General features: G+C 57.6%; 21 protein-coding genes. 9 read left to right on the top strand and 12 right to left on the bottom strand.

Annotated features, from left to right (window positions below; genetic code table 11):
* Positions 1-55: 55 nt before the first annotated feature.
* Complete coding sequence (locus tag O9H85_RS19355) at positions 56-1,387, bottom strand: MFS transporter (RefSeq protein WP_269883060.1); 1,332 nt, start codon at positions 1,385-1,387, stop codon at positions 56-58.
* Between the two features lie 168 nt (positions 1,388-1,555).
* On the opposite strand from O9H85_RS19355, the gene O9H85_RS19350 reads away from it, so the two are divergent.
* The 3 genes from O9H85_RS19350 to O9H85_RS19340 all read left to right on the top strand — a co-directional run bounded on the left by O9H85_RS19350 (position 1,556) and on the right by O9H85_RS19340 (position 2,387).
* Positions 1,556-1,993: a GNAT family N-acetyltransferase gene (locus O9H85_RS19350; RefSeq protein ID WP_269883059.1), complete on the top strand. Its 438-nt coding sequence runs from the start codon at positions 1,556-1,558 to the stop codon at positions 1,991-1,993.
* Positions 1,994-2,056: 63 nt separating this feature from the next.
* On the top strand, positions 2,057-2,209 hold the full coding sequence (locus tag O9H85_RS19345) for a hypothetical protein (RefSeq protein WP_269883058.1): 153 nt from the start codon (positions 2,057-2,059) through the stop codon (positions 2,207-2,209).
* A 1-nt stretch (position 2,210) separates the two neighbouring features.
* A complete protein-coding gene (locus tag O9H85_RS19340; protein ID WP_269883057.1) occupies positions 2,211-2,387 on the top strand; it encodes a hypothetical protein in 177 nt (58 codons plus the stop codon).
* Positions 2,388-2,469: 82 nt separating this feature from the next.
* Here the strand turns inward: O9H85_RS19340 and O9H85_RS19335 are convergent, their stop codons facing one another.
* Together O9H85_RS19335 and O9H85_RS19330 are read right to left on the bottom strand one after the other, a co-directional pair.
* Positions 2,470-3,528, bottom strand: coding sequence for a hypothetical protein (locus O9H85_RS19335; RefSeq protein WP_269883056.1), 1,059 nt, complete (start codon positions 3,526-3,528; stop codon positions 2,470-2,472).
* Positions 3,529-3,655: 127 nt separating this feature from the next.
* Positions 3,656-4,186 carry a hypothetical protein gene (locus O9H85_RS19330; protein ID WP_269883055.1) on the bottom strand — a complete coding sequence of 177 codons (531 nt, stop codon included), beginning with the start codon at positions 4,184-4,186 and terminating at the stop codon, positions 3,656-3,658.
* Positions 4,187-4,339: 153 nt separating this feature from the next.
* Here O9H85_RS19330 and O9H85_RS19325 point away from each other — a divergent pair, with 153 nt between their 5' ends.
* The 6 genes from O9H85_RS19325 to O9H85_RS19300 all read left to right on the top strand — a co-directional run bounded on the left by O9H85_RS19325 (position 4,340) and on the right by O9H85_RS19300 (position 8,203).
* Complete coding sequence (locus O9H85_RS19325) at positions 4,340-4,504, top strand: hypothetical protein (protein ID WP_269883054.1); 165 nt, start codon at positions 4,340-4,342, stop codon at positions 4,502-4,504.
* Between the two features lie 304 nt (positions 4,505-4,808).
* On the top strand, positions 4,809-5,267 hold the full coding sequence (locus tag O9H85_RS19320; protein ID WP_333474225.1) for a DUF6886 family protein: 459 nt from the start codon (positions 4,809-4,811) through the stop codon (positions 5,265-5,267).
* Between the two features lie 54 nt (positions 5,268-5,321).
* Positions 5,322-6,071, top strand: a complete 750-nt coding sequence (locus O9H85_RS19315; protein ID WP_269883052.1) for a Cof-type HAD-IIB family hydrolase — start codon at positions 5,322-5,324, stop codon at positions 6,069-6,071.
* Complete coding sequence (locus tag O9H85_RS19310; RefSeq protein ID WP_269883051.1) at positions 6,068-6,961, top strand: sugar phosphate isomerase/epimerase family protein; 894 nt, start codon at positions 6,068-6,070, stop codon at positions 6,959-6,961. The genes O9H85_RS19315 and O9H85_RS19310 overlap by 4 nt, the downstream gene beginning before the upstream one ends.
* On the top strand, positions 6,909-7,505 hold the full coding sequence (locus tag O9H85_RS19305) for a P-loop NTPase family protein (RefSeq protein WP_269883050.1): 597 nt from the start codon (positions 6,909-6,911) through the stop codon (positions 7,503-7,505). The genes O9H85_RS19310 and O9H85_RS19305 overlap by 53 nt, the downstream gene beginning before the upstream one ends.
* 167 nt (positions 7,506-7,672) lie before the next feature.
* Positions 7,673-8,203 carry an NUDIX hydrolase gene (locus O9H85_RS19300; protein WP_269883049.1) on the top strand — a complete coding sequence of 177 codons (531 nt, stop codon included), beginning with the start codon at positions 7,673-7,675 and terminating at the stop codon, positions 8,201-8,203.
* Between the two features lie 107 nt (positions 8,204-8,310).
* On the opposite strand, the gene O9H85_RS19295 is transcribed toward O9H85_RS19300, so the two are convergent.
* From O9H85_RS19295 to O9H85_RS19255, 9 genes are all read right to left on the bottom strand, one after another.
* Positions 8,311-8,838 (bottom strand): DNA-deoxyinosine glycosylase, encoded by a 528-nt coding sequence (locus O9H85_RS19295; RefSeq protein WP_269883048.1) that lies wholly within the window; start codon positions 8,836-8,838, stop codon positions 8,311-8,313.
* A gap of 11 nt (positions 8,839-8,849) precedes the next feature.
* On the bottom strand, positions 8,850-9,749 hold the full coding sequence (locus O9H85_RS19290; protein ID WP_269883047.1) for a DMT family transporter: 900 nt from the start codon (positions 9,747-9,749) through the stop codon (positions 8,850-8,852).
* Between the two features lie 114 nt (positions 9,750-9,863).
* Positions 9,864-11,054 carry a class I SAM-dependent methyltransferase gene (locus O9H85_RS19285; RefSeq protein ID WP_269883046.1) on the bottom strand — a complete coding sequence of 397 codons (1,191 nt, stop codon included), beginning with the start codon at positions 11,052-11,054 and terminating at the stop codon, positions 9,864-9,866.
* Positions 11,055-11,285: 231 nt separating this feature from the next.
* Entirely contained in the window at positions 11,286-11,561 is a 276-nt protein-coding gene (locus O9H85_RS19280) for a hypothetical protein (RefSeq protein ID WP_269883045.1), read from the bottom strand.
* A gap of 445 nt (positions 11,562-12,006) precedes the next feature.
* On the bottom strand, positions 12,007-12,447 hold the full coding sequence (locus O9H85_RS19275) for a Dps family protein (RefSeq protein WP_269883044.1): 441 nt from the start codon (positions 12,445-12,447) through the stop codon (positions 12,007-12,009).
* Positions 12,448-12,694: 247 nt separating this feature from the next.
* Complete coding sequence (locus tag O9H85_RS19270; RefSeq protein ID WP_269883043.1) at positions 12,695-15,043, bottom strand: PAS domain S-box protein; 2,349 nt, start codon at positions 15,041-15,043, stop codon at positions 12,695-12,697.
* Positions 15,044-15,516: 473 nt separating this feature from the next.
* Positions 15,517-16,188, bottom strand: a complete 672-nt coding sequence (locus O9H85_RS19265; protein ID WP_409348168.1) for a serine/threonine protein kinase — start codon at positions 16,186-16,188, stop codon at positions 15,517-15,519.
* A 4-nt stretch (positions 16,189-16,192) separates the two neighbouring features.
* The gene (locus tag O9H85_RS19260; protein ID WP_269883042.1) at positions 16,193-17,083 is read right to left on the bottom strand and encodes an SMP-30/gluconolactonase/LRE family protein; all 891 of its coding nucleotides are present in this window, start codon (positions 17,081-17,083) and stop codon (positions 16,193-16,195) included.
* A gap of 338 nt (positions 17,084-17,421) precedes the next feature.
* The gene (locus O9H85_RS19255; RefSeq protein WP_269883041.1) at positions 17,422-17,691 is read right to left on the bottom strand and encodes a hypothetical protein; all 270 of its coding nucleotides are present in this window, start codon (positions 17,689-17,691) and stop codon (positions 17,422-17,424) included.
* Positions 17,692-17,708 lie beyond the last annotated feature (17 nt).

Below are 17,708 nucleotides of genomic sequence, written 5' to 3'. Positions count from 1 at the left end.
TAAACTGCACAAACCGTCCGATCATCGGAATCCTGCCTTCGTACTCACACGCCGGTCAAGCTCCCGCTTTGGCTCCGGCCTGCTCCTTGCGTACGAACAAGAACGCTGTGGATGCCAACGCTACGAGACCCGCGATAAACCCGTACAGAAATAAATGGTGGATCCCCGTCATGAAATCCGGCGCCCGGGTCAGCAGCGCTCCCATTACCGTAACCCCCACCGCGGTGCCGATGTTGCGCGCGAACACCTGCAGCGAGGTCGAAATGCCCTTCTGATCCGGCGCGACCAGCTGCTGGGCTCCGATGACCGATACGGTGACTAGAAGTCCGTATGCCAGTCCCTGCAGCACCATAATCACGTTCACGTACCAGAAGCCCCCGGTATCCGGCAGAAACAGCAGGAGCAGCCCCGATAGCGCGAGAAGAGCGTTGCCGATCAGCAGCAGGCGGCGGTAGCCATAGCGGAGAATCCATTTGCCCGCAGGTACGCCCATCAGAATCCAGCCGACGGACATCCCGATAAGCGACACGCCGCTTACGAACAGCGAATACCCATGCTTTTGCAGGTAATAAGGCGTGTAGCTGGACGTTCCGAACAGCGCCGCATTGGCGAGAAACGCGTTCATTATCATCCATGCGATCGAGCCGTTCCCAAGCAGTCCGACCGGCACGATCGGCGAAGGATGCCGGCGTTCGTTGCGGAAGAAGAGCAGCAAAAATACCACGCCCAGCGCCGCATACAGGATCGCCCCGCTCGTTACGACGGTCGTAGCCAGCAGCAGGCCGATCCCAAGGCCGAAGAGCAGCGAGCCGAGGTAATTGATTTGGCTCTTGCGCGCTTGATACACTTCCTTGTACGGTATCAATAGCAGCAGCGATGCGGCACAGATCGGAATGTTGATATAGAAAATCCACCGCCAATTCAAATATTCGATGAACAGGCTCCCGAGCAGCGGCGCGAGGACGGCGGACAAGCCCCACATGCCGGTGAAGAACGCCTGAATTTTTCCCCGGCTCTCGATCGGGAACAAATCGCCGGCAATGATGGCAGGGAAGGCCACCATCGCTCCCGCCCCGAGCCCCTGAACCGCCCGGTACAGCACCAGCTGCAGCATCGTGCCCGCCGTACCGCACAAGACGGAGCCGAGCAGGAAGAGCAGAATGCCGACGGAGAGCACCTTCTTCCGCCCGAACATATCGGAGAGCCTTCCGCTCAGCGGAGTGACGATCGTACACAAAATCATATAAGAAGCAAAGCTCCACGCATAAAGCTTCACGTCGCCCAGCTCCTGCGCAATCAGCGGCATCGTCGTATTCATGATGGTCGTATCCATCGACGATATGAGCACGGCCAGGACGATGCTCGCCATGACGGCCAAACGGTTCATGTCCTATCCCTCCGATTTTCTCTTCTGTTATCTATAATGCAACAGTACAAATATAACACACCCTGTCAACCTGATGACGAAAATATCAGCCTGTTGTTATCCAATATTTGGAGCATTCTATGGTACGATGGATGTACTATTAACCTGGTAAACCGAGGGAGGCCCCCCATGATCCGAGAAGCCGCAGCTGCCGACTGCTTGGCCGTCGAACGGCTGTACCGCCTGCTGGTTCCTGCGAATCCGCGCATTCGCGTACTTCCTGAACGCATCGAGGAGCTCCGCAAATCGGGCGATCATTTCCTGCTTGTCTATGAGCAGCCGGAGGCGATCGTCGGCACCCTCCAGCTGCATCTGTGTCCCGATACGATGTTCGTCATAAAGCCCTATGCGCTGATCGAGAATGTGATCGTCGACCCGCACGTTCGGGGGCAAGGCGTAGGCACCGCCCTGATGGCCTACGCCGATTCCCTCTGCCTCAGCCGCAGCTGCACCAAGATCATGCTTCTGAGCAACGCCGAGCGCAAGGGGGCCCACGCCTTCTTCCAGCAATGCGGCTACAATGGCCATGTCAGCAAAGGCTTCAAGAAATATTTACGCACCCGCTGAATGAAAGCGGATCCGCCCTGGGCACAATAATACTAGGATAAAAAACCCAGGAGGCACTAGCGCATGAAAATCGAAACGAAGAAGTACGAGGTCGCACCGCTGCCGGAGGAATCCCAGGTGCTTGAGGTGATCAAGAACGCCGAGGCGAGGCTCGCCGAGCTGACCGGCAGCGAAATCACCCTCATCGCTTACTCCAAAACCGGGGAGGAATCGTAGCATGACGAATCCGGCGGATTCGAAACGCACGAAAGCCGAAGCGCACGAGGAACCCACCATTGCCCCCGGCATGAACACCCACGATCCCTTGGAGGAGCGGGCATCCGAGGAAGAGGTCCGGCGAGGCGAGGCCACCGAGGTGACCCGCCTATACGTGGACCGCACTCCGGAGGATTAGCGGCCAGGTAAACCAAAAGAACCGTTCCCGGGGGAGTTCCCCCCTCGGAACGGTTCTTCTTATTTGCAGCGGGCGCCAAGCTTCAGTCGTCTTCTCCCTCGTTGTCTCCGCCGTTTTCTTTGTCCTTCGACTTGCTTTTTTCCTTCTCTCTGTCCTTCTCTTTATCCTTGCCCTTCTCCTTGTCGTGCCCTTTGCCCTTATCCTGATTCGGATCCTTGGAGCCCATCTGCCCGGCTGGCCCGGACTGTCCACTCGAATGGATCTGACCTGGCTGTGTACCGATTCCGGATGCGGCGCCGCCTTCCTTCCATTTCACATCCAGCTTCCATTCGGGACCGATGTCCTTCACCTTCAGCTCGGCCGCCAGCCGCTGCTTCAGTCCCTGCTCGAATTCCTTCGGATTCCCGGGCAAATTCTGAAGCAGCAGCGCAATCACCTGCTCGGCCTCCGCTCCGGTTAGACGAATGACGGAAGCATCTTTATTCTGCAGATAAAATTCCGATGCCCCGGGCTTGCCTCCGGGCTCCTGCTTTATCCGCAGCTGCAGGTCGCGGCCCTTCAGCTCGACCGACAGCTTCTCCCATAGCCAGCCCCCTCCGGCTGCCGAAGCAGGCTGAGCAGGCGTATTGACCGCGTCCGGGGAACCCGGCGCGGTTCCCGGCTGCGGCGATGGCGCAGGCTGCGTTGCCTTGGGCTGTGTCTGCGCCGACTGGCCCGTGGCGGGCGGATTCGCCGGTGCCGGTACTGGTGCCGCAGCCGCCGGCGCGGCCGGGGCTGTCCCGGCTCCCCCCTGCCCGGCCGCGGAGGAATCCTCCGCTCCGCTCGCTTTGATGTAGGCGGCTTGATTTTTGCTGTTCAGAATGATGCTTAGCTTATCGCCCGGCTTCAAATCCTTTAGCGCCGCTTTTTGCGAATTGCGGTAGACCCAGACGTCCGCAGACAGCGGGTACGTTTTCTCGGCGCCGTCGCCGTTGATTTTGATCGTTTTGTTAGTGTCCAGCAGCCCGACGAACGAGCCGGTCACCTCCGTCGACGTCTCCGCCGACACCGTCTGATCCCCCAGAAAGCCCGTTCCGTACACGATGCCGAAGCCGAGCAGCCCGGCTATCAGCAAACAGACGACTTTCGTTCCCTTTTTCATCCCAATCTCCTCCATATGCGCACGGCTGAGCCGGCATTTCTCTAACCTGAACGGCTTGCCGTTCAGGGATGGCTGATGAGTTACTATAGGGTTCGATGCCGCCTGTTAATTTCAGGGGGATTCGGCGCTAGACGCTGTCCCAGCGGCTCGCGTAATCCTGCAGGCGGGGATGCGGACCGAGGCCGGTATCGGCTGCGACGAACAGCCTCACTTTTTTGATCCAAGGCTCGAACGACTCATATCCGGCAAACAAATTCGCCGTGAAATCCGTCATAAAAATAAAATGCGGCGATTCATATTTTTCCTCCAGGAACCGGAAGGCGGTGTCCATAGGCGTATATTTTTTGCGCTTGCCTTCGTACGCGTCAATTGTGTAGTCGACGTCCGGGTCGGCTTCATCAAGCAAATCCCGAAGATGGTTCAACCGGGCATAGTAAGGAGCGACCTTATGCCGTTCCATTCGCCGGATCGTTTCCTCATGCAGCGGGTAAAAGACCGTTCTGGCTATGTTTCTTTCATCCGCGAGGTTCAGCACCCGCTGCAGATCGCGCATCGTATATCCTTCGAAGCTATCGTACACCCACAGGCTGCCGCGGTCCCTGCCGTCCGATTTCGGCATTTCGTACCCGTAAGGAACCTTGATATTGTCGCGAGCCATGCTCCCTGCCTCCTTGAGCCGTATTGCCATTCTCTGGTTAGTATACCAATGGGGCGTACAAGCATTCCACCCGGCCGGAGAATATTTTGCCAGCAGAATGCGCACGTTAAGCAGGAACGGAACCTACTGTTAAGAAAAAGGAGGAATGCCGCCATGTCGGAAAATACGAAGCATAAGGGCAACTACGAAGGCACCGCCACGATGGAAGCGGAGAATCAGGATATGGAGTTCGTGAACGATACGCTCAACGCCGTGAAGACGACCACCAACCTCGCCGGCGCGCTCGCGAAGCATAATGAAGAGAACGACCGAAAGTAGGTCGAGAATGCCCTGAGGCTTCCTGAGCTTATTAAGAAAGTGGTGAATTGAGGTAATAGATGTTTCGAAGGGGTTGGATATCTCTATTCTTGTCAAAAACCACATTCTAGAGCACTCTGCGGACGCCTTGGGGCGTCCTTTTTTTGTAATGGATATATCGAACCGCACCTCCTATATGGTAATATTAGGTAAGTTCCAAGCTTCTGGATGACGTGCAGCAATATCGCATAAAGACGGGAGATTCTTGCCTATGCTCTATCATTTCAGCGAACAATCCGGCATCGTTTTGTTCTAGCCGCGGACTATGGATTCCCGTCCGGATGAGCCCGCGATGGTATGGACCATCGACAGCTTTCATGCTCCTCATTATTTTTTCCCGCGAGAGTGCCCGAGAGTGTGCATATGGCCTTACGACAAAAAGACGGATAAGGACAAAGCACGCTTCTTCGGCCATTCGGGAACGGACCGGATCGTTGCCATCGAGTCCGGGTGGTATGAGCGCATGTGCGGCACGCCGATCTACCGCTATGCATTCGATCCGGAGCCCTTCGAGCTGTATGACCGGAATGCCGGCTATTACACGACAACCCGGACCGTGAGGCCTGCCGAGGTAACCCGGTTGGACAACCTGCCGGGGCAGCTGGCGGACCTCGGCATCGAGCTTAGAATTACGCCTTCCCTGCTCCCTCTCCGGGACGCTGTTCTATCCTCTACCGTCAATTTCTCCATGATCCGCATGAGAAACGCCAAGCTCACAGGATGATCTTATTTTCGGAAAAAGGGGGAGGGGACCATCTACTCTTGCATCGTATTGGATTTGGACGGAACGCTGCTGAACAGCCGGAAGCAGCTGACCGATCGTAACTCAGACGCGCTTGACCGCTGCATCTGGCATGGGGTCAAGCTCATTCTTGCTACCGCCAGACCTCCCAGGTCGGTTCAAGCTTTGCTGCCCGGCGATTTACTTGCTTCCTGTGACCTTGTTTATTACAACGGAGGACTGTGCGAATACGGTCAGGGCGTAGTCCGTCATCATTCGCTCAGCGCGGATTTGAACAAAAGCATCCTCGATTATGCCTTGACGGACAAAGGAGCCAAGCTCAGCTTCGAGGTCCGGGACCGATGGTACACGGCATACGAAATCGACTACAGGTCCCTGGGCGCTACCGCAGAACCCGAACGGCTGGACGTGACCGCCCTTGAATGCCTGGAGCCGACCAAAATTCTGATTTCCGGCGCACCGGATCATCAAGGAATCATCGACCGGTTCGGCAGCCAGGCGAACGTATTGGTTAGCGACGCCGGACAGCTGGTTCAAATCATGGCGCCGCAGGCCTCAAAAGAAGCCGCCGTGGTTGAGATTTGCGGCCATTACGGCATTCCTCTCCGTGAAGTCATGGCGTTCGGTGACGACTACAATGACGTCGGTTTGTTCCGGCTTTGCGGCCATACCGTTGCGATGATGAACGGTATCGAAGAGCTTAAACGCTTAGCCACCGAGGTAACGTCTGCTAACGATGACGACGGCGTAGCACAAATCCTGGAAAAACGTTGGGGGAGCCTATGAACAAGTTCATGATCGGCCAATACGACCGCTTCGACGAAAAGACATACGCCCGCGATTTCAGAAAAGGCTTTCAGGGCGTTGAAGCCTGTCTGTTTGAACGCGATGCGGACATTCGCCGACTCGTAGAGGAGGCACGGAACCGGGACTTCCGCATCGGAATCCATTTTCCTTTGCGCGCCGGCCGCTCCTCCCTCCGGGATGCTTTGTTTCTGGCCCAGGACGAGGACACGCGGAGAGGAGCGCTCCGTCTGATCGAAGAGGAGCTGGAGTTCCTGCGGCCGGTTCGGCCGGCGTATGTACTGTTTCATTACCCGAAGCCCGTCCTGCTCGACGACCGGGTGGATTGGAGCCGATGGCGCTTCGCCGATGCAAGCGAGTACGTCAACGAAAGCCTTTACCCGCAAGAGGTATTCCTGGAACGGAGCGAGCAGCTGTTCAAGTGGCTGACGGAGCGGAGCGAGGCGTACCGTTTCACCCCCGTTCTGGAGTTCGATGCGCTGAACCGGTATGTGTATGATTCGAATGCGGTACCGGCCCTCCTGAAGAAGTATCACCGGATCAAGCTATGCCTGGATACCGGACGTCTTTATTTGCAGGAACGGCTGGACCCTTCGTTCGATGCGAGGCAAGTGATCCGGACTTATGCCCCATACGCCGCCGTCGTCCATCTGTGGAATGTAAAAATAACGGACCGGATCGAGCATAACCATCACCCGGCTATGCCGCATCTGGACCCGGCCGAGGGGTGGGCCCCCATCGAAGCGTATTTAACCATCCTGCGCGAAGAAAATCCGGACGTTTCGGTCGTGTTCGAGCATCAATCGGAGCGGATTGACGATGACGAGCTTGATGCCTGCTACCGCTGGGTCGATCAAATCCTGTACGGTTAAGGAGGACGAGCTTATCAAAATTCGGATTATCGGCTCCTGCGGCAGCGGCAAATCCTATATTGCTCGGGCGATCTCCGGCAGGTACGGCATCCCCTGCTATGAGCTGGACAACCTCGTGTGGGACCGGCAGTACGAAAGCAAGAAGTTCCCGGCCGAGGTACGGGACGCCATGCTGCTGAAGGCCATGGACCAGCCTTCGTGGGTGATCGAGGGAGTGCACTACAAATGGGGAACGGAAAGCTTCGCCCGGGCGGACTACATTTTCGTCCTGCAGCCGAACCGGCTTGTAAGGGATTTCCGGGTCATCAAGCGTTTTTTTCTTACCTGTGCCGGGTTTGAGGTCCGTAATTATACGCAGACGTTCGGCGGTCTATTGAAGATGATGTTCCGATGGAATTACAATTATGATCGTAAAGATATTCATCGTGTGCTTGAGCTGACCGGGCCTTATTCGGAGAAACGGCGCATCGTCCGGCAAAATACGGACATATTCCGCCATTTGCCGGCGCCGGACCGGAGAACTTCCGGGAAGTCGGGTGAATAAGCAGCGGAGCCGGCGGAATTGTATGCGTTCGCCTTTAGGGTGATCTAACCCAAGTATTCGGGGACGAAGCGTTCGGAAAAAGGATCCGCTTGCGCAGCGGCTTTGTATTCACCGAATTTTTAGAGAGAACGGTCATTCGGCCCCGGGCAGAGACTGCAGGAGGAACTATGCTGAAATATACGATTTGTTTCATTAAGCGAGGCGATGAGCTGCTGCTGTTGAACCGGGAACGCGCGCCTTGGATGGGCATATGGAATGGCGTGGGCGGGAAGCTGGAGCCGGGGGAAACGCCGGACCGGTCGATTCTGAGGGAAATTCGCGAGGAGACCGGCATTGAGCTCGCCTCGGTCCGCTTCAAAGGGCTGGTCACGTGGCTGACGGACGGGAGCCGTTACGGGGGAATGTACACTTACTTGGGCGAGGTCGCGCCTTCGTTCCCGTATCCTACGCCGAGACCTACCGAGGAAGGCTTGCTGGACTGGAAGGCGATCGACTGGATCCTGCATCCGAGCAATCAGGGGGTGGCGGCGAATATCCCCCTGTTCCTCCCCCTCCTGCTGAACGATTCGCGGTGCTACGACCATTTCTGCACCTTTACCGGGAATCGCATCACACAGTTCGTATCCAATGAAATCAATCCGGAGGCGGAGCATGACGAGAAGCTTCTCGCACCCCTGAGGGAAGCCGCTCTCCGGTAGTTCAATGCTGCAGGAAGACCGTGCCCCGGCAAGCACAATATCGTTTGCGACAGCTTCAGGCAGGACGTCCTGCAATGTCTGTTCCCGGTTAAGACGGCCCGCCGAAGTTACGCTCCGCCTTCCTTCCACGCCTCCCGAAGCGGCTGCCAAGCCGCCAGCTTCGCCTCAAAGGCCATCGCCCGGGCGGGGCTGGAGGACGGAAGCTGCGCATAGCTTGCCGCATGCATTGCTGCGGCCGCCGCCGCATGACGCCGGAACAAATCCGCCGCCGCGTTTCCGTTGAAGAAGACATGCCGGATACCCGGATACGCCCCGAACAAGGCCGCAAAATCGTTTGCCCTCGGCCGCCGGATCGCAGAATCCAGGCTTCCCTGCCGCTCGCACGTCTGCAGCACGTCCCACAAAGCAACCCCCCGCGACCGAAGAAACCAGAGACGCGCTTCGTAATCCGCATCCGGTACTCCTCCACCGTCCAGCAGAGCATACATAAGACGCCAGAAATGATTGCGCGGATTTCCGTAATACTGCCGCATCTGCAGCGAGGCTTCACCAGGCATCGAGCCTAGAATCAGCAAGCGGGCCCCGGAAAAGACGACGGGCGGCAAGCCAGTGACGATCGATGGCTCCTCTTCCATCCTCTCACCTCCTAAGATACGGATGCTCCCCTTTCCTGCCGAACCCTAGCGGCCGGCTTCCGTACAGGCAAATTGAGCAGTACAAGGCCGGATACGAACACGGCCGCCCCGCCGACAATATACGGCGTAACGGGGTCGTGATAAATCAGGTACGCCCACACGATCGTAAACAGTACACCGCTGTTGCTTACGATGATCGCTACCGGGAAGGAGACGCGGGTCAGCGCCTGGCTGAACCAATAGAAACTGAGACCGGTAATGAGCCCGAGCCCGGTCACCGCAAGCAGCGGCACAATCTGAACCGGACCCGTCATATGGGCTTGCGCCGGAAGAGGCAGCGCCATCAGCAGGCTGCACCAGAAGAAGACGGAAAAATTCATATTGCCCGCATCCATGGACCGGATCAGCATCTTCTGGCTGAGCACGTGGAACGCCGCCCCGATGGCGGAGACGACATATAAGAAGGTAATCGCCGCATGCCCCTGCAGGAAGACGGCAAGCGGCAGGCCGTTCCAGCTGATGAGCAGCACCCCGCCTACGCACAGCGCCGCAGCGAACCAGCCCTTCGGTCCGATCCGCTCCTTGAACCAGAACGCCGATAACATCAGCAGAATGACCGTTTGCACGGGACCGACCAGAATGTTGCCGTAGGAGTACCCTTTTGACAGCGCCATATTCTCAAAGAAATAATTGCAGCATTTCCCAACCGCCCCGATCCAGATCCACCTGTTATCCCAGCTCAGACGCAGGGCGCGGTCCTTGATCCAAAGGAAGCCTCCCAAGAATAATACCCCGATCGCGAACCGCAGGAACGTGATGGACGTGCTGTCCAGCATGAACGAGACGGATTTGACCAGAACGCCCACAAAGCTCCAAGATAGCGTTGCTAAAAACAATAATACGTATCCCACTTGCTGCAGCTCCATTCTCCAAGGTACCATTGAGACCATTGTAGCATAGCCGGTCAACCTTCCGTTCTGAAACCAAGGGGCCAAGCCCCGTGATTCCATTCAATGGGCCTTAAGTCAGGTCTCCGCAAACAGCGGCTTCAGCTCGGGGGCCAGCGCCCGCTCCAAATACGGCTTCGCTCCCAGAAAATCGCGGAACGCCTCGTAGCCGCGCACAAGCCTCTCCCGCTCCTTGGCCGGCAGCGGCTTGCCCTTGACCGCACGGATCAGGATGTTTTTCGGCGTATGCTCCATGTCGATGAACTCCAGCAGCTGCGTCTTATAGCCGACGATGTCCAGCAGCTTCGCGCGGATCGCATCGGTGGCTAGCGCGGAGAAACGCTCCTTCAGGATGCCGTGCTGCAGCAGCGGCCCGAGCACCTCACTGTCCACCTGCCGGAACAGCTCGTGCTGGCAGCACGGCACGGACAAGATCACGTCGGCCCCCCAGCGGACCGCCTTTTCCAGCGCCGCATCCGTCGCCGTATCGCAAGCATGCAGCGTGACGACCATGTCAACCCGGTCCAGCCCCTCGTATTGGGCGATATCGCCGACAAGGAACTGCAGGTCGCCGTAGCCGAATTTCTCGGCCAGGCCCGAACAGTGCGCGATGACGTCCTCTTTCAGATCGAGGCCGATCACGCGGATGTCGAAGCCCTGCACTTCCTTCAAATAGTGATACAACGCAAACGTCAGGTACGACTTGCCGCAGCCGAAATCGACGATGTTCAGCTTCCGTCCTCTCGCCAGGTAGGGCGCCGCATCGGCGATCAGCTCCACGAACCGGTTGATCTGACGGAACTTGTCGTATTTCTTCGCCAACACCTTCCCTTCCTCATTCATGATCCCGAGCTCCACCAGAAACGGCACCGGACGGCCTTCCTCGATGGTGTAGTTTTTGCGCCGGTTATGCTCCAGCGTGACCGGGACTTTCTTGGTCGGCGGCTTCTTCAGTACTCCCGCCTTGCCCTTCTTGCTGATCAGCACCTGATAGTCCGCTTCCGCGGTTTGGAGCAGCGCCTGACGGAACTGCTCCGACAGCAGCACCTCCAGCTTGTCCGCCGCCGCTTCCGCCGCAAAGTTCTCATGAAACACCTTCGGCCCGCAGAACGAGCTGAATTGATACAAGCGCTGCCCCTTCAATTCCACCGGCTTGATTGTAATCTTAGTGCAGCCGCCGGGCTCCGGCTTCCTCACCTGGCTCAGGGTCGCTTGAATCAGAGATTGCTCCCCGGTCAACCGCCGAATGATTTGCGCTACTTCCTGCATAGTCGATGAACTCCGTTCTGTCCGTAGGTCGTACGGTTTTTTTGTCCTTCATTATACCGAAAATCGTACGGTAAGTTAAACGCCCGGCCGCTCTACGCTCCAGGATAAACGGCTACGCCGTCCTTGTCTTACAAGGGTCAGCGCGTTTATCAAGGTTGATGCGAAGCTATAAGCTGCAAAAATTTATAATGTCTTATCAACCAAAATAAGCCGTACCCGGCCGGCACGGCTTTATTTATTATGAAACCATGTCACGATCAGCGCGGCAAAGGCGATCAAGATATTGATCCAGCTCGGATAAGCCTGCTTGCTGGCCATCCGTTCCTTCTCCAGCCAGGCAATCCTCTCGTCGCGGGCCCGAAGCATCTCCGCCACCTCGATGCGGGTGACATAGTTGCCGTGCCATTTGTCCAGCTTTTCTTCCAATCGGGTTAAGGCGACTTCAATGTTCTCCAGCCGCGTCTCCACCTTGATCAGCCGCTCTCCTTCCCTGTACTCCGCCTCCATTCCGGGTCTCCTCCTTGCCGAACGGCTGCGGCCGTGAAGAACTTTCTCTTCCCGAGCCCGCCGCCTCATTCTGGCTATGCTTGCTCTATTCTATGAATATAGCAATCGGGCCGTCCGGGCTGATGGCCGGGGGACTTGGCGGATTTTGGCAGAGACAAGGCATCGGACATGACCTATGGACGTAGGAATTTCGGCAATCCGCAGGGCCCTCATTCTCCTTGTCCGCTTGTATTTTTTGCGATAAAAGCCCCTATCGGAGCTCATCCAAAGAAGCCGGATTCCCGGTTCTCTGTGCCGCAAGGATAAACGGCTACGCCGTCCTTGTCTTACAAGGACCAGCGCGTTTGCCAAGGTTGATGCGAAGCTATAAGTTACGAAAACTTATAAATTTTATCAATTAAAAATAGACACCGCTCATGACGAAGCGGTGCCCCGATAACTGTCTTTACTTGCCGAGGAACGATTCCAGCATCCAGACGTGCTTCTCCAGCGAGCTGTGAATGGCCAGCAGCATATCGCCGGTCGTCTCGTCGTTCGCTTCTCCGGCGATGGCCATGCCTTCCTTCAGCTCCCCGATCACGGTGCCGAAGTCGGCAACCAGGGTGCGAACCATTTGTTCCGCATTCTCGGTTCCCGAGGCTTCCTGAACGGTTGCCTGCTCCAGAATGCCCCGCATCGTTGCGACCGGCTCGCCCTTCAGCGCGAGCAGCCGCTCCGCCAGATTATCGACATGCAGCGCCGCTTCGGTATACAGCTCCTCGAATTTGAGATGCAGCGTGAAGAACTGAGGGCCTTTGACGTACCAGTGATAATTGTGGAGCTTGATGAATAGCAGGCTCCAGTTCGCAATCTGCGTATTCAGAACTTGCGTTAAGCTCTTGGACATGACGTTGTGGCTCCTTTTAGAGAATGGTTGATCTTGATGGAAACCCATCGTTAGTGTTCCGAAAGGTGACAATTCGCAGAAGCTGCTTTTCGTTAACGAACCGCGGTTCGTTTGTAATGAACCTTGGATCGCTACATGACCGGTTGCAGGCAATCCGCAGGCTTTAGTGATCCTCCAGCTGAACCGTGTCCACAAAACACATCCTTTTTCCCATATTCGTAGTTACTATTGGAAAAAGGCGCGCATCCTATGCATGGATATCCGGCGAAGGGGCGCCATTCATCGGCAGGCGCAGAGTGAACACGGTCCCCTCCCTGCCGGTCCGGCAGGTCAGCTTCGCCTGATGCCGCGCTGCAATGCTGAAGCAGACTGCCAGCCCCAGGCCGGTGCCCTGTTCTTTCGTCGTAAAGAAAGGCGTCCCCAGCTTGCCGAGCACCTCCGGATTCATGCCGGAGCCTTGGTCGCCGACCTCCAGCATCACGCAATCGCCTTCGCAGCATGTCGAGATGCTCAGCTGCCCCCCGGCCTCCATCGCTTCCAGTCCGTTCAAGGCGAGATTGAGGATCAGCTGGCGAATTTCCTTCTCGTCCAGCTCGAGCTCCGGACAAGGCCTCAGCTCCAGCAGCACCGACTTCCCCGCCAGCGTCGCCTCCGCCTGAATCAGCGGCGCGATCGCCGCAATGACGCGGTTAAGCGGCTGTCTCTTCCGATCGGTGGATTTGCTTCTCGCAAGCGCCAGAAACTCGCTGATGATGCTATTGGCACGGTTCAGCTCCTCCACCATGACATCCAGCATATCCTTCGGCGGCACGGCCTGCCTGGAGCCCATAAGCTGCAGAAATCCCCGGACCGTCGTCATCGGATTGCGGATTTCATGGGCGATTCCGGCCGCCATTTCGCCGATCACATGAAGCCGGTCCAGACGCGCCAGCTCCCGCTCCGTTTCGACCCGTTCCGTGATGTCGGTGATGACCGTCAGAACGCAAGCGTCCTCCGGCGTATCGATGATTTCCGCAGACAACAGCCCCGTGCGGTTCTCACCGGACTTCGTAACGTAACGGACCTTCACGTTCTGCAGCGCTTCCCCTGTTCCAAGTTGTACCGGGCGCGAGTACTCCCCAGCGGCATCATGGACCATCAGCAGGTCGACGCCGCCCATCACCATCTCTTCATAGGTGTAGCCGGTATGCTGCTGCCAGCTCTCGTTGATGTCCAGGCAAGCCCGGTGCACCAGCGAATGAATGGCCATAAGACTGGGACTGGCCTTGAAGATTTTGTAAAACCGTTCCTGCGAATTAATGGCGCTTTGCTTCATCCAATGGCGTTCCGTCGTATCCTGCACGTAGAGACAGAGTCCCGATTCCGAAGGGAACGCGCTCACGTTCACCCAGCCGTCACCACGCTCCGAGTAAAACTCATCCTGCATCGGCGCCTTCAGCTCCATTGTCCGAATCAGGAACTCATACTCCCTCGTTCCGAAGATGGTGAGATCCCACAGCAGCCTTCCGAGCGCCTGCTCCTGGGTAACGCCGAGCCGAAACTCAGCCGTACGGTTGAGGAATCGAATACGCCAATCGTTATCCAGCACGAAAAAAGCGTCCGTGACGCACTCCAGAATATCGCCGATCTGGCCGTAGGACAGCCGCAGCTCCTCTGCGATGCGCGTACGTTCCCGCATTTCCCGCTCCAGCAGCTCGCCTGCACGGCGCAGATCCTTCATCTGCCGGTCCAGCGACCGCTCCAGCCGCATATACTGCAGCTTGTGCTCGGTGATGTCGCGGATGGAAATCAGGTATAACCCCTGCTCCTCCGCTTGTACCCTGCCGACCTGCAGCTCCGCCGGAAAGATCGTGTGATCCTGCCGAACGGCGGTTTCCTCCACAACAACTCCGCCTTTATGCCTTCGGCCGAACCGGGAAGGAGACAGTGGAAACCAGTCTTCCGTACTGGGAAGCAGGCGCGAAGCCAAGGTTCCGGTCAATGCATCCGGTTCATATCCGAACATTGCCCGTACCGCGGGATTCACCGATACGATATGCCCGCTGGAGCGAATAAGCAGGAAGACGTCCGCAGACGTCTCGCCGATGACCCGCCCCACCGATTCCGAATGCGACTGCTTGCGGACCGTTTCCTCCAGACGCAGGTTAGCCTCTTCCAGCTCGGCAGCCCGCTTGAGAAGCAGGTCTTCCCGCTCCTTCATTCGCCTCCGGTCCAGATCCATCCGGACGAATTGCCGGACCTTCCGCCGCAGCGCTTCCGGCTGAAAGGGCCATATGATGTAATCTACCTCCCTTTCTTCACAACCGCTCATGAGTTGCTCCGCAGCTTCACCATTAGCGGTTATAAAAATAATCGGGATGCGTCTTGAGCACTCCCGGAGTTGGAACAGCTCTGCCGTCCCGAAGCCTCCCCTTCCCGGCAGCTGGGCATCGAGCAAGATCAAGGCATAATCTTCAGTAACCATTCGGCGCAGCGCTTCTTCTCCCGAAGCCGCGGTAACGATCCGATAGTCGGTGGACTCGAGCGTCATAGTCAGCGTCAGCAAATTATCCGGTCGGTCATCCACGATCAATAGGTTAATCTGCTTGTCCGGCATTAGCGTGCTCTCCTGTATATGAAAAAGTTTCATGATCTTTGGCTTGCTTAAGTTTAAGTTCGCCGGGCTCCCTGTTGTTTCCTTCATCGGGGCGGTGCGGATGCCTATATTTTTACCGGACGGCGGGGCATACGCTGGTGCGAGGAGCTGCGAAACGGAGGAAGTTGCCGTCTACGGATCGATCGTCCCCGAAGCCGCTGGAGGAACGGGATACCTATGGCAAAGTGTTCATTCAAATCTGCAACTTGTGGCAGAGAAGTGAAGCTGTACGGGGTTCATGCTGGCCAGGCGGTTCGCCAAGTTGGCGGCGGCGCTGATGGGCGTGGAGGGGGGTGTGGATCGATCACGATCAGGCGCTGTTCAAGGAACCCGGCGGCGGACAAACCCCTGGCATCAGAATCAGATCTACTGGCCGCAGACAGAAGTCCGTCATACCAGCCGCCCGGCCCGAGCTTTCCTGCGCGAGCCGGGTACTAACGGCGCTTCAACAGACGGTAGCCCCGGCGAATGACGTCCAGCAGCAGATCCGGGACAGGTATGCGCCGAAGCCATGGCGGGTACAGCAGCTTGTATGCGCGCTTCAGGTCGCTCCACATCGTACAGGGCTCCGGGTTCATGAAATCGGAGACGTCCACCACGATTCCCCGGCCTTCCCGCATCATTACGTTCTTGCCGTGCACGTCGTGCGGGGTCAGCCCAAGCCTCCGTGCATAGGCCAGCGCTTCATCGATGTCCTGCATCACCTTCTGTGGAACCGGAATGCCTTGGCGGAGGCAATCGTAAAGTGTCGTTCCGTGAAGCTTCCTCAGAATCAAGAAGCCGGACTTGACCCTGCTGTAACAGCATTCCGAATAAGCCGGATGCTTGCCGAGTCTGCGGTAAACCTCCGCCTCCGCTTCGATGCCGGGTCTTCCGGGCGCATACACCTTGACGACAAGGCCGGAATACTCCGGATGCTCCACCACTGCGGCGTAATTGCCCGCTCCGACCAGCTGCCAAGGAGCAGAAACGCTGTGCACGGTTACGGGATGATGAGGGTGCTCGCTCGCAAGGCGCAGCTCCGGAAGCAGTCCTTGATTCACTTCGGCGATCATGGCCTCTAAGCGTTCCTTCGGCTCTCCGGCCGTTCGGGGAGCTTGTTTCAACCCGTTATCCTCCATAGAAGCCGACGGGAAGCCCCTTCACGCCCGGCTTGCAGCGAAATACGCCTCCGGCCTGCGGCTGCTTGGACAGATCTTCCTCGCCGAGCCCGATCCGGGCTGTCGTAATATACAGCTCATCCAGATCCGGGCCTCCGAACGCGACCGAAGTGACCCTGGCCGCGGGCACCGGTATGGAGCCGACCTGTTCCCCGGTCAACGGATCCCAGCGGGATACTTGCCACCCGTCCCATTGCGCCACCCAGAGCAAGCCTTCTTCGTCAACCGCCATGCCGTCGGGGAATCCCCCGCCCTCGGGAATGATAACGACCGTACGCCGGTTCGAGAGCTCCCCGGAAGACGGGTCGTAGTCAAAGGCAAATACCCGCTTGGTAGGCGAATCGATGTAGTACATCGTGAGGCCGTCGGGACTCCAACCGAGGCCGTTGGAAACCGTGACGCCCTCCAGCGCTTTCCTTACCGTACCGTCCTTCTCCAGACAGTACAACGCTCCCTTCGGCGTCTCTTCCTTCCGGTCCATCGTACCCGCGAAGAAGCGGCCCGCCGGATCGCACTTGCCGTCATTGAAACGGTTGCCCGGCTGCTTCGGCTCAGGATCATGCCATGGTTCGAGCGCGCCGGTCTCCGGATCCAGCGCATGGAAGCCATGCTCCAGGGCAAGCATCAGCCCCCCGGATTGCCGGAGCACGGCCGCTCCGATCATTTGGTCCAGCTGCAGGCTGCGGTGAGCCCCGGAGACGATCTCCAGCCAGTGCACCCGTTTCCCGTAAATATCCACCCACAGCAGCATACCGCTGCGCGCATCCCATACCGGGCCCTCTCCTAGGGTTGCCTTCCCATCCCAAACGAGCTCAACCGACGGTTCGTAACGCTGTGCCATTGCGTGACGCCTCCTTCACGTTGTCAGGTATGCCGCTCCTGTGTTGAACGGCATGTATTGCTTCCATTGTACCATACGGACCGGAGCGATGGCATTTAAGGCATACGGGAGTGATGGGGTAAAAGCCGACGTATTTCTGCGTGCCGCCAGGATAAACGGCTACGCCGTCCTTGTCTTACTAGGACCAGTGCGTTTACCAAGGTTGATGCGAAGCTATAAGCTACGAAAACTTATAAAGTCTTCTCAACTGAAAAAATCCGGGGTTCCCGGCGCTTCCCGCTCACGCCAAAAACCGCAGTGCCGCTCTAAGCACTGCGGTGGAAGCGGAGCTTGCCAGCCTAAGCCTCGTCCGAAGGCGTCAGGCTTTGCAGCGCCTCCCGGTCCTCGGCGAGCAGCTCGGCGGTCTGCTGGACCGCCAGCTCATTCTCGCTGCTCTGCGCCTGCTCGAGCGCGCGCTCCGCCCGTTCGACGGCCGTGTTCGCCTGCTCAATCAACTGCTGCGAAGGATGGGACTGGGCTTGGGTGACCGCGTGATGCGCCGTTTTCTCAGAGTTCTGGGCTTGAGAAATCGGATTCTGGGATTGAAGGCTGGAATCGTATCGAGCCATGTCTCGGCTCCTCCTTT

The organism is Paenibacillus gyeongsangnamensis, from assembly GCF_027533625.1.
GTDB lineage: Bacteria > Bacillota > Bacilli > Paenibacillales > NBRC-103111 > Paenibacillus_G > Paenibacillus_G gyeongsangnamensis.
Note: the sequence above shows the minus strand (reverse complement) of the source record. Positions and strands in the feature narration are given on the sequence as shown.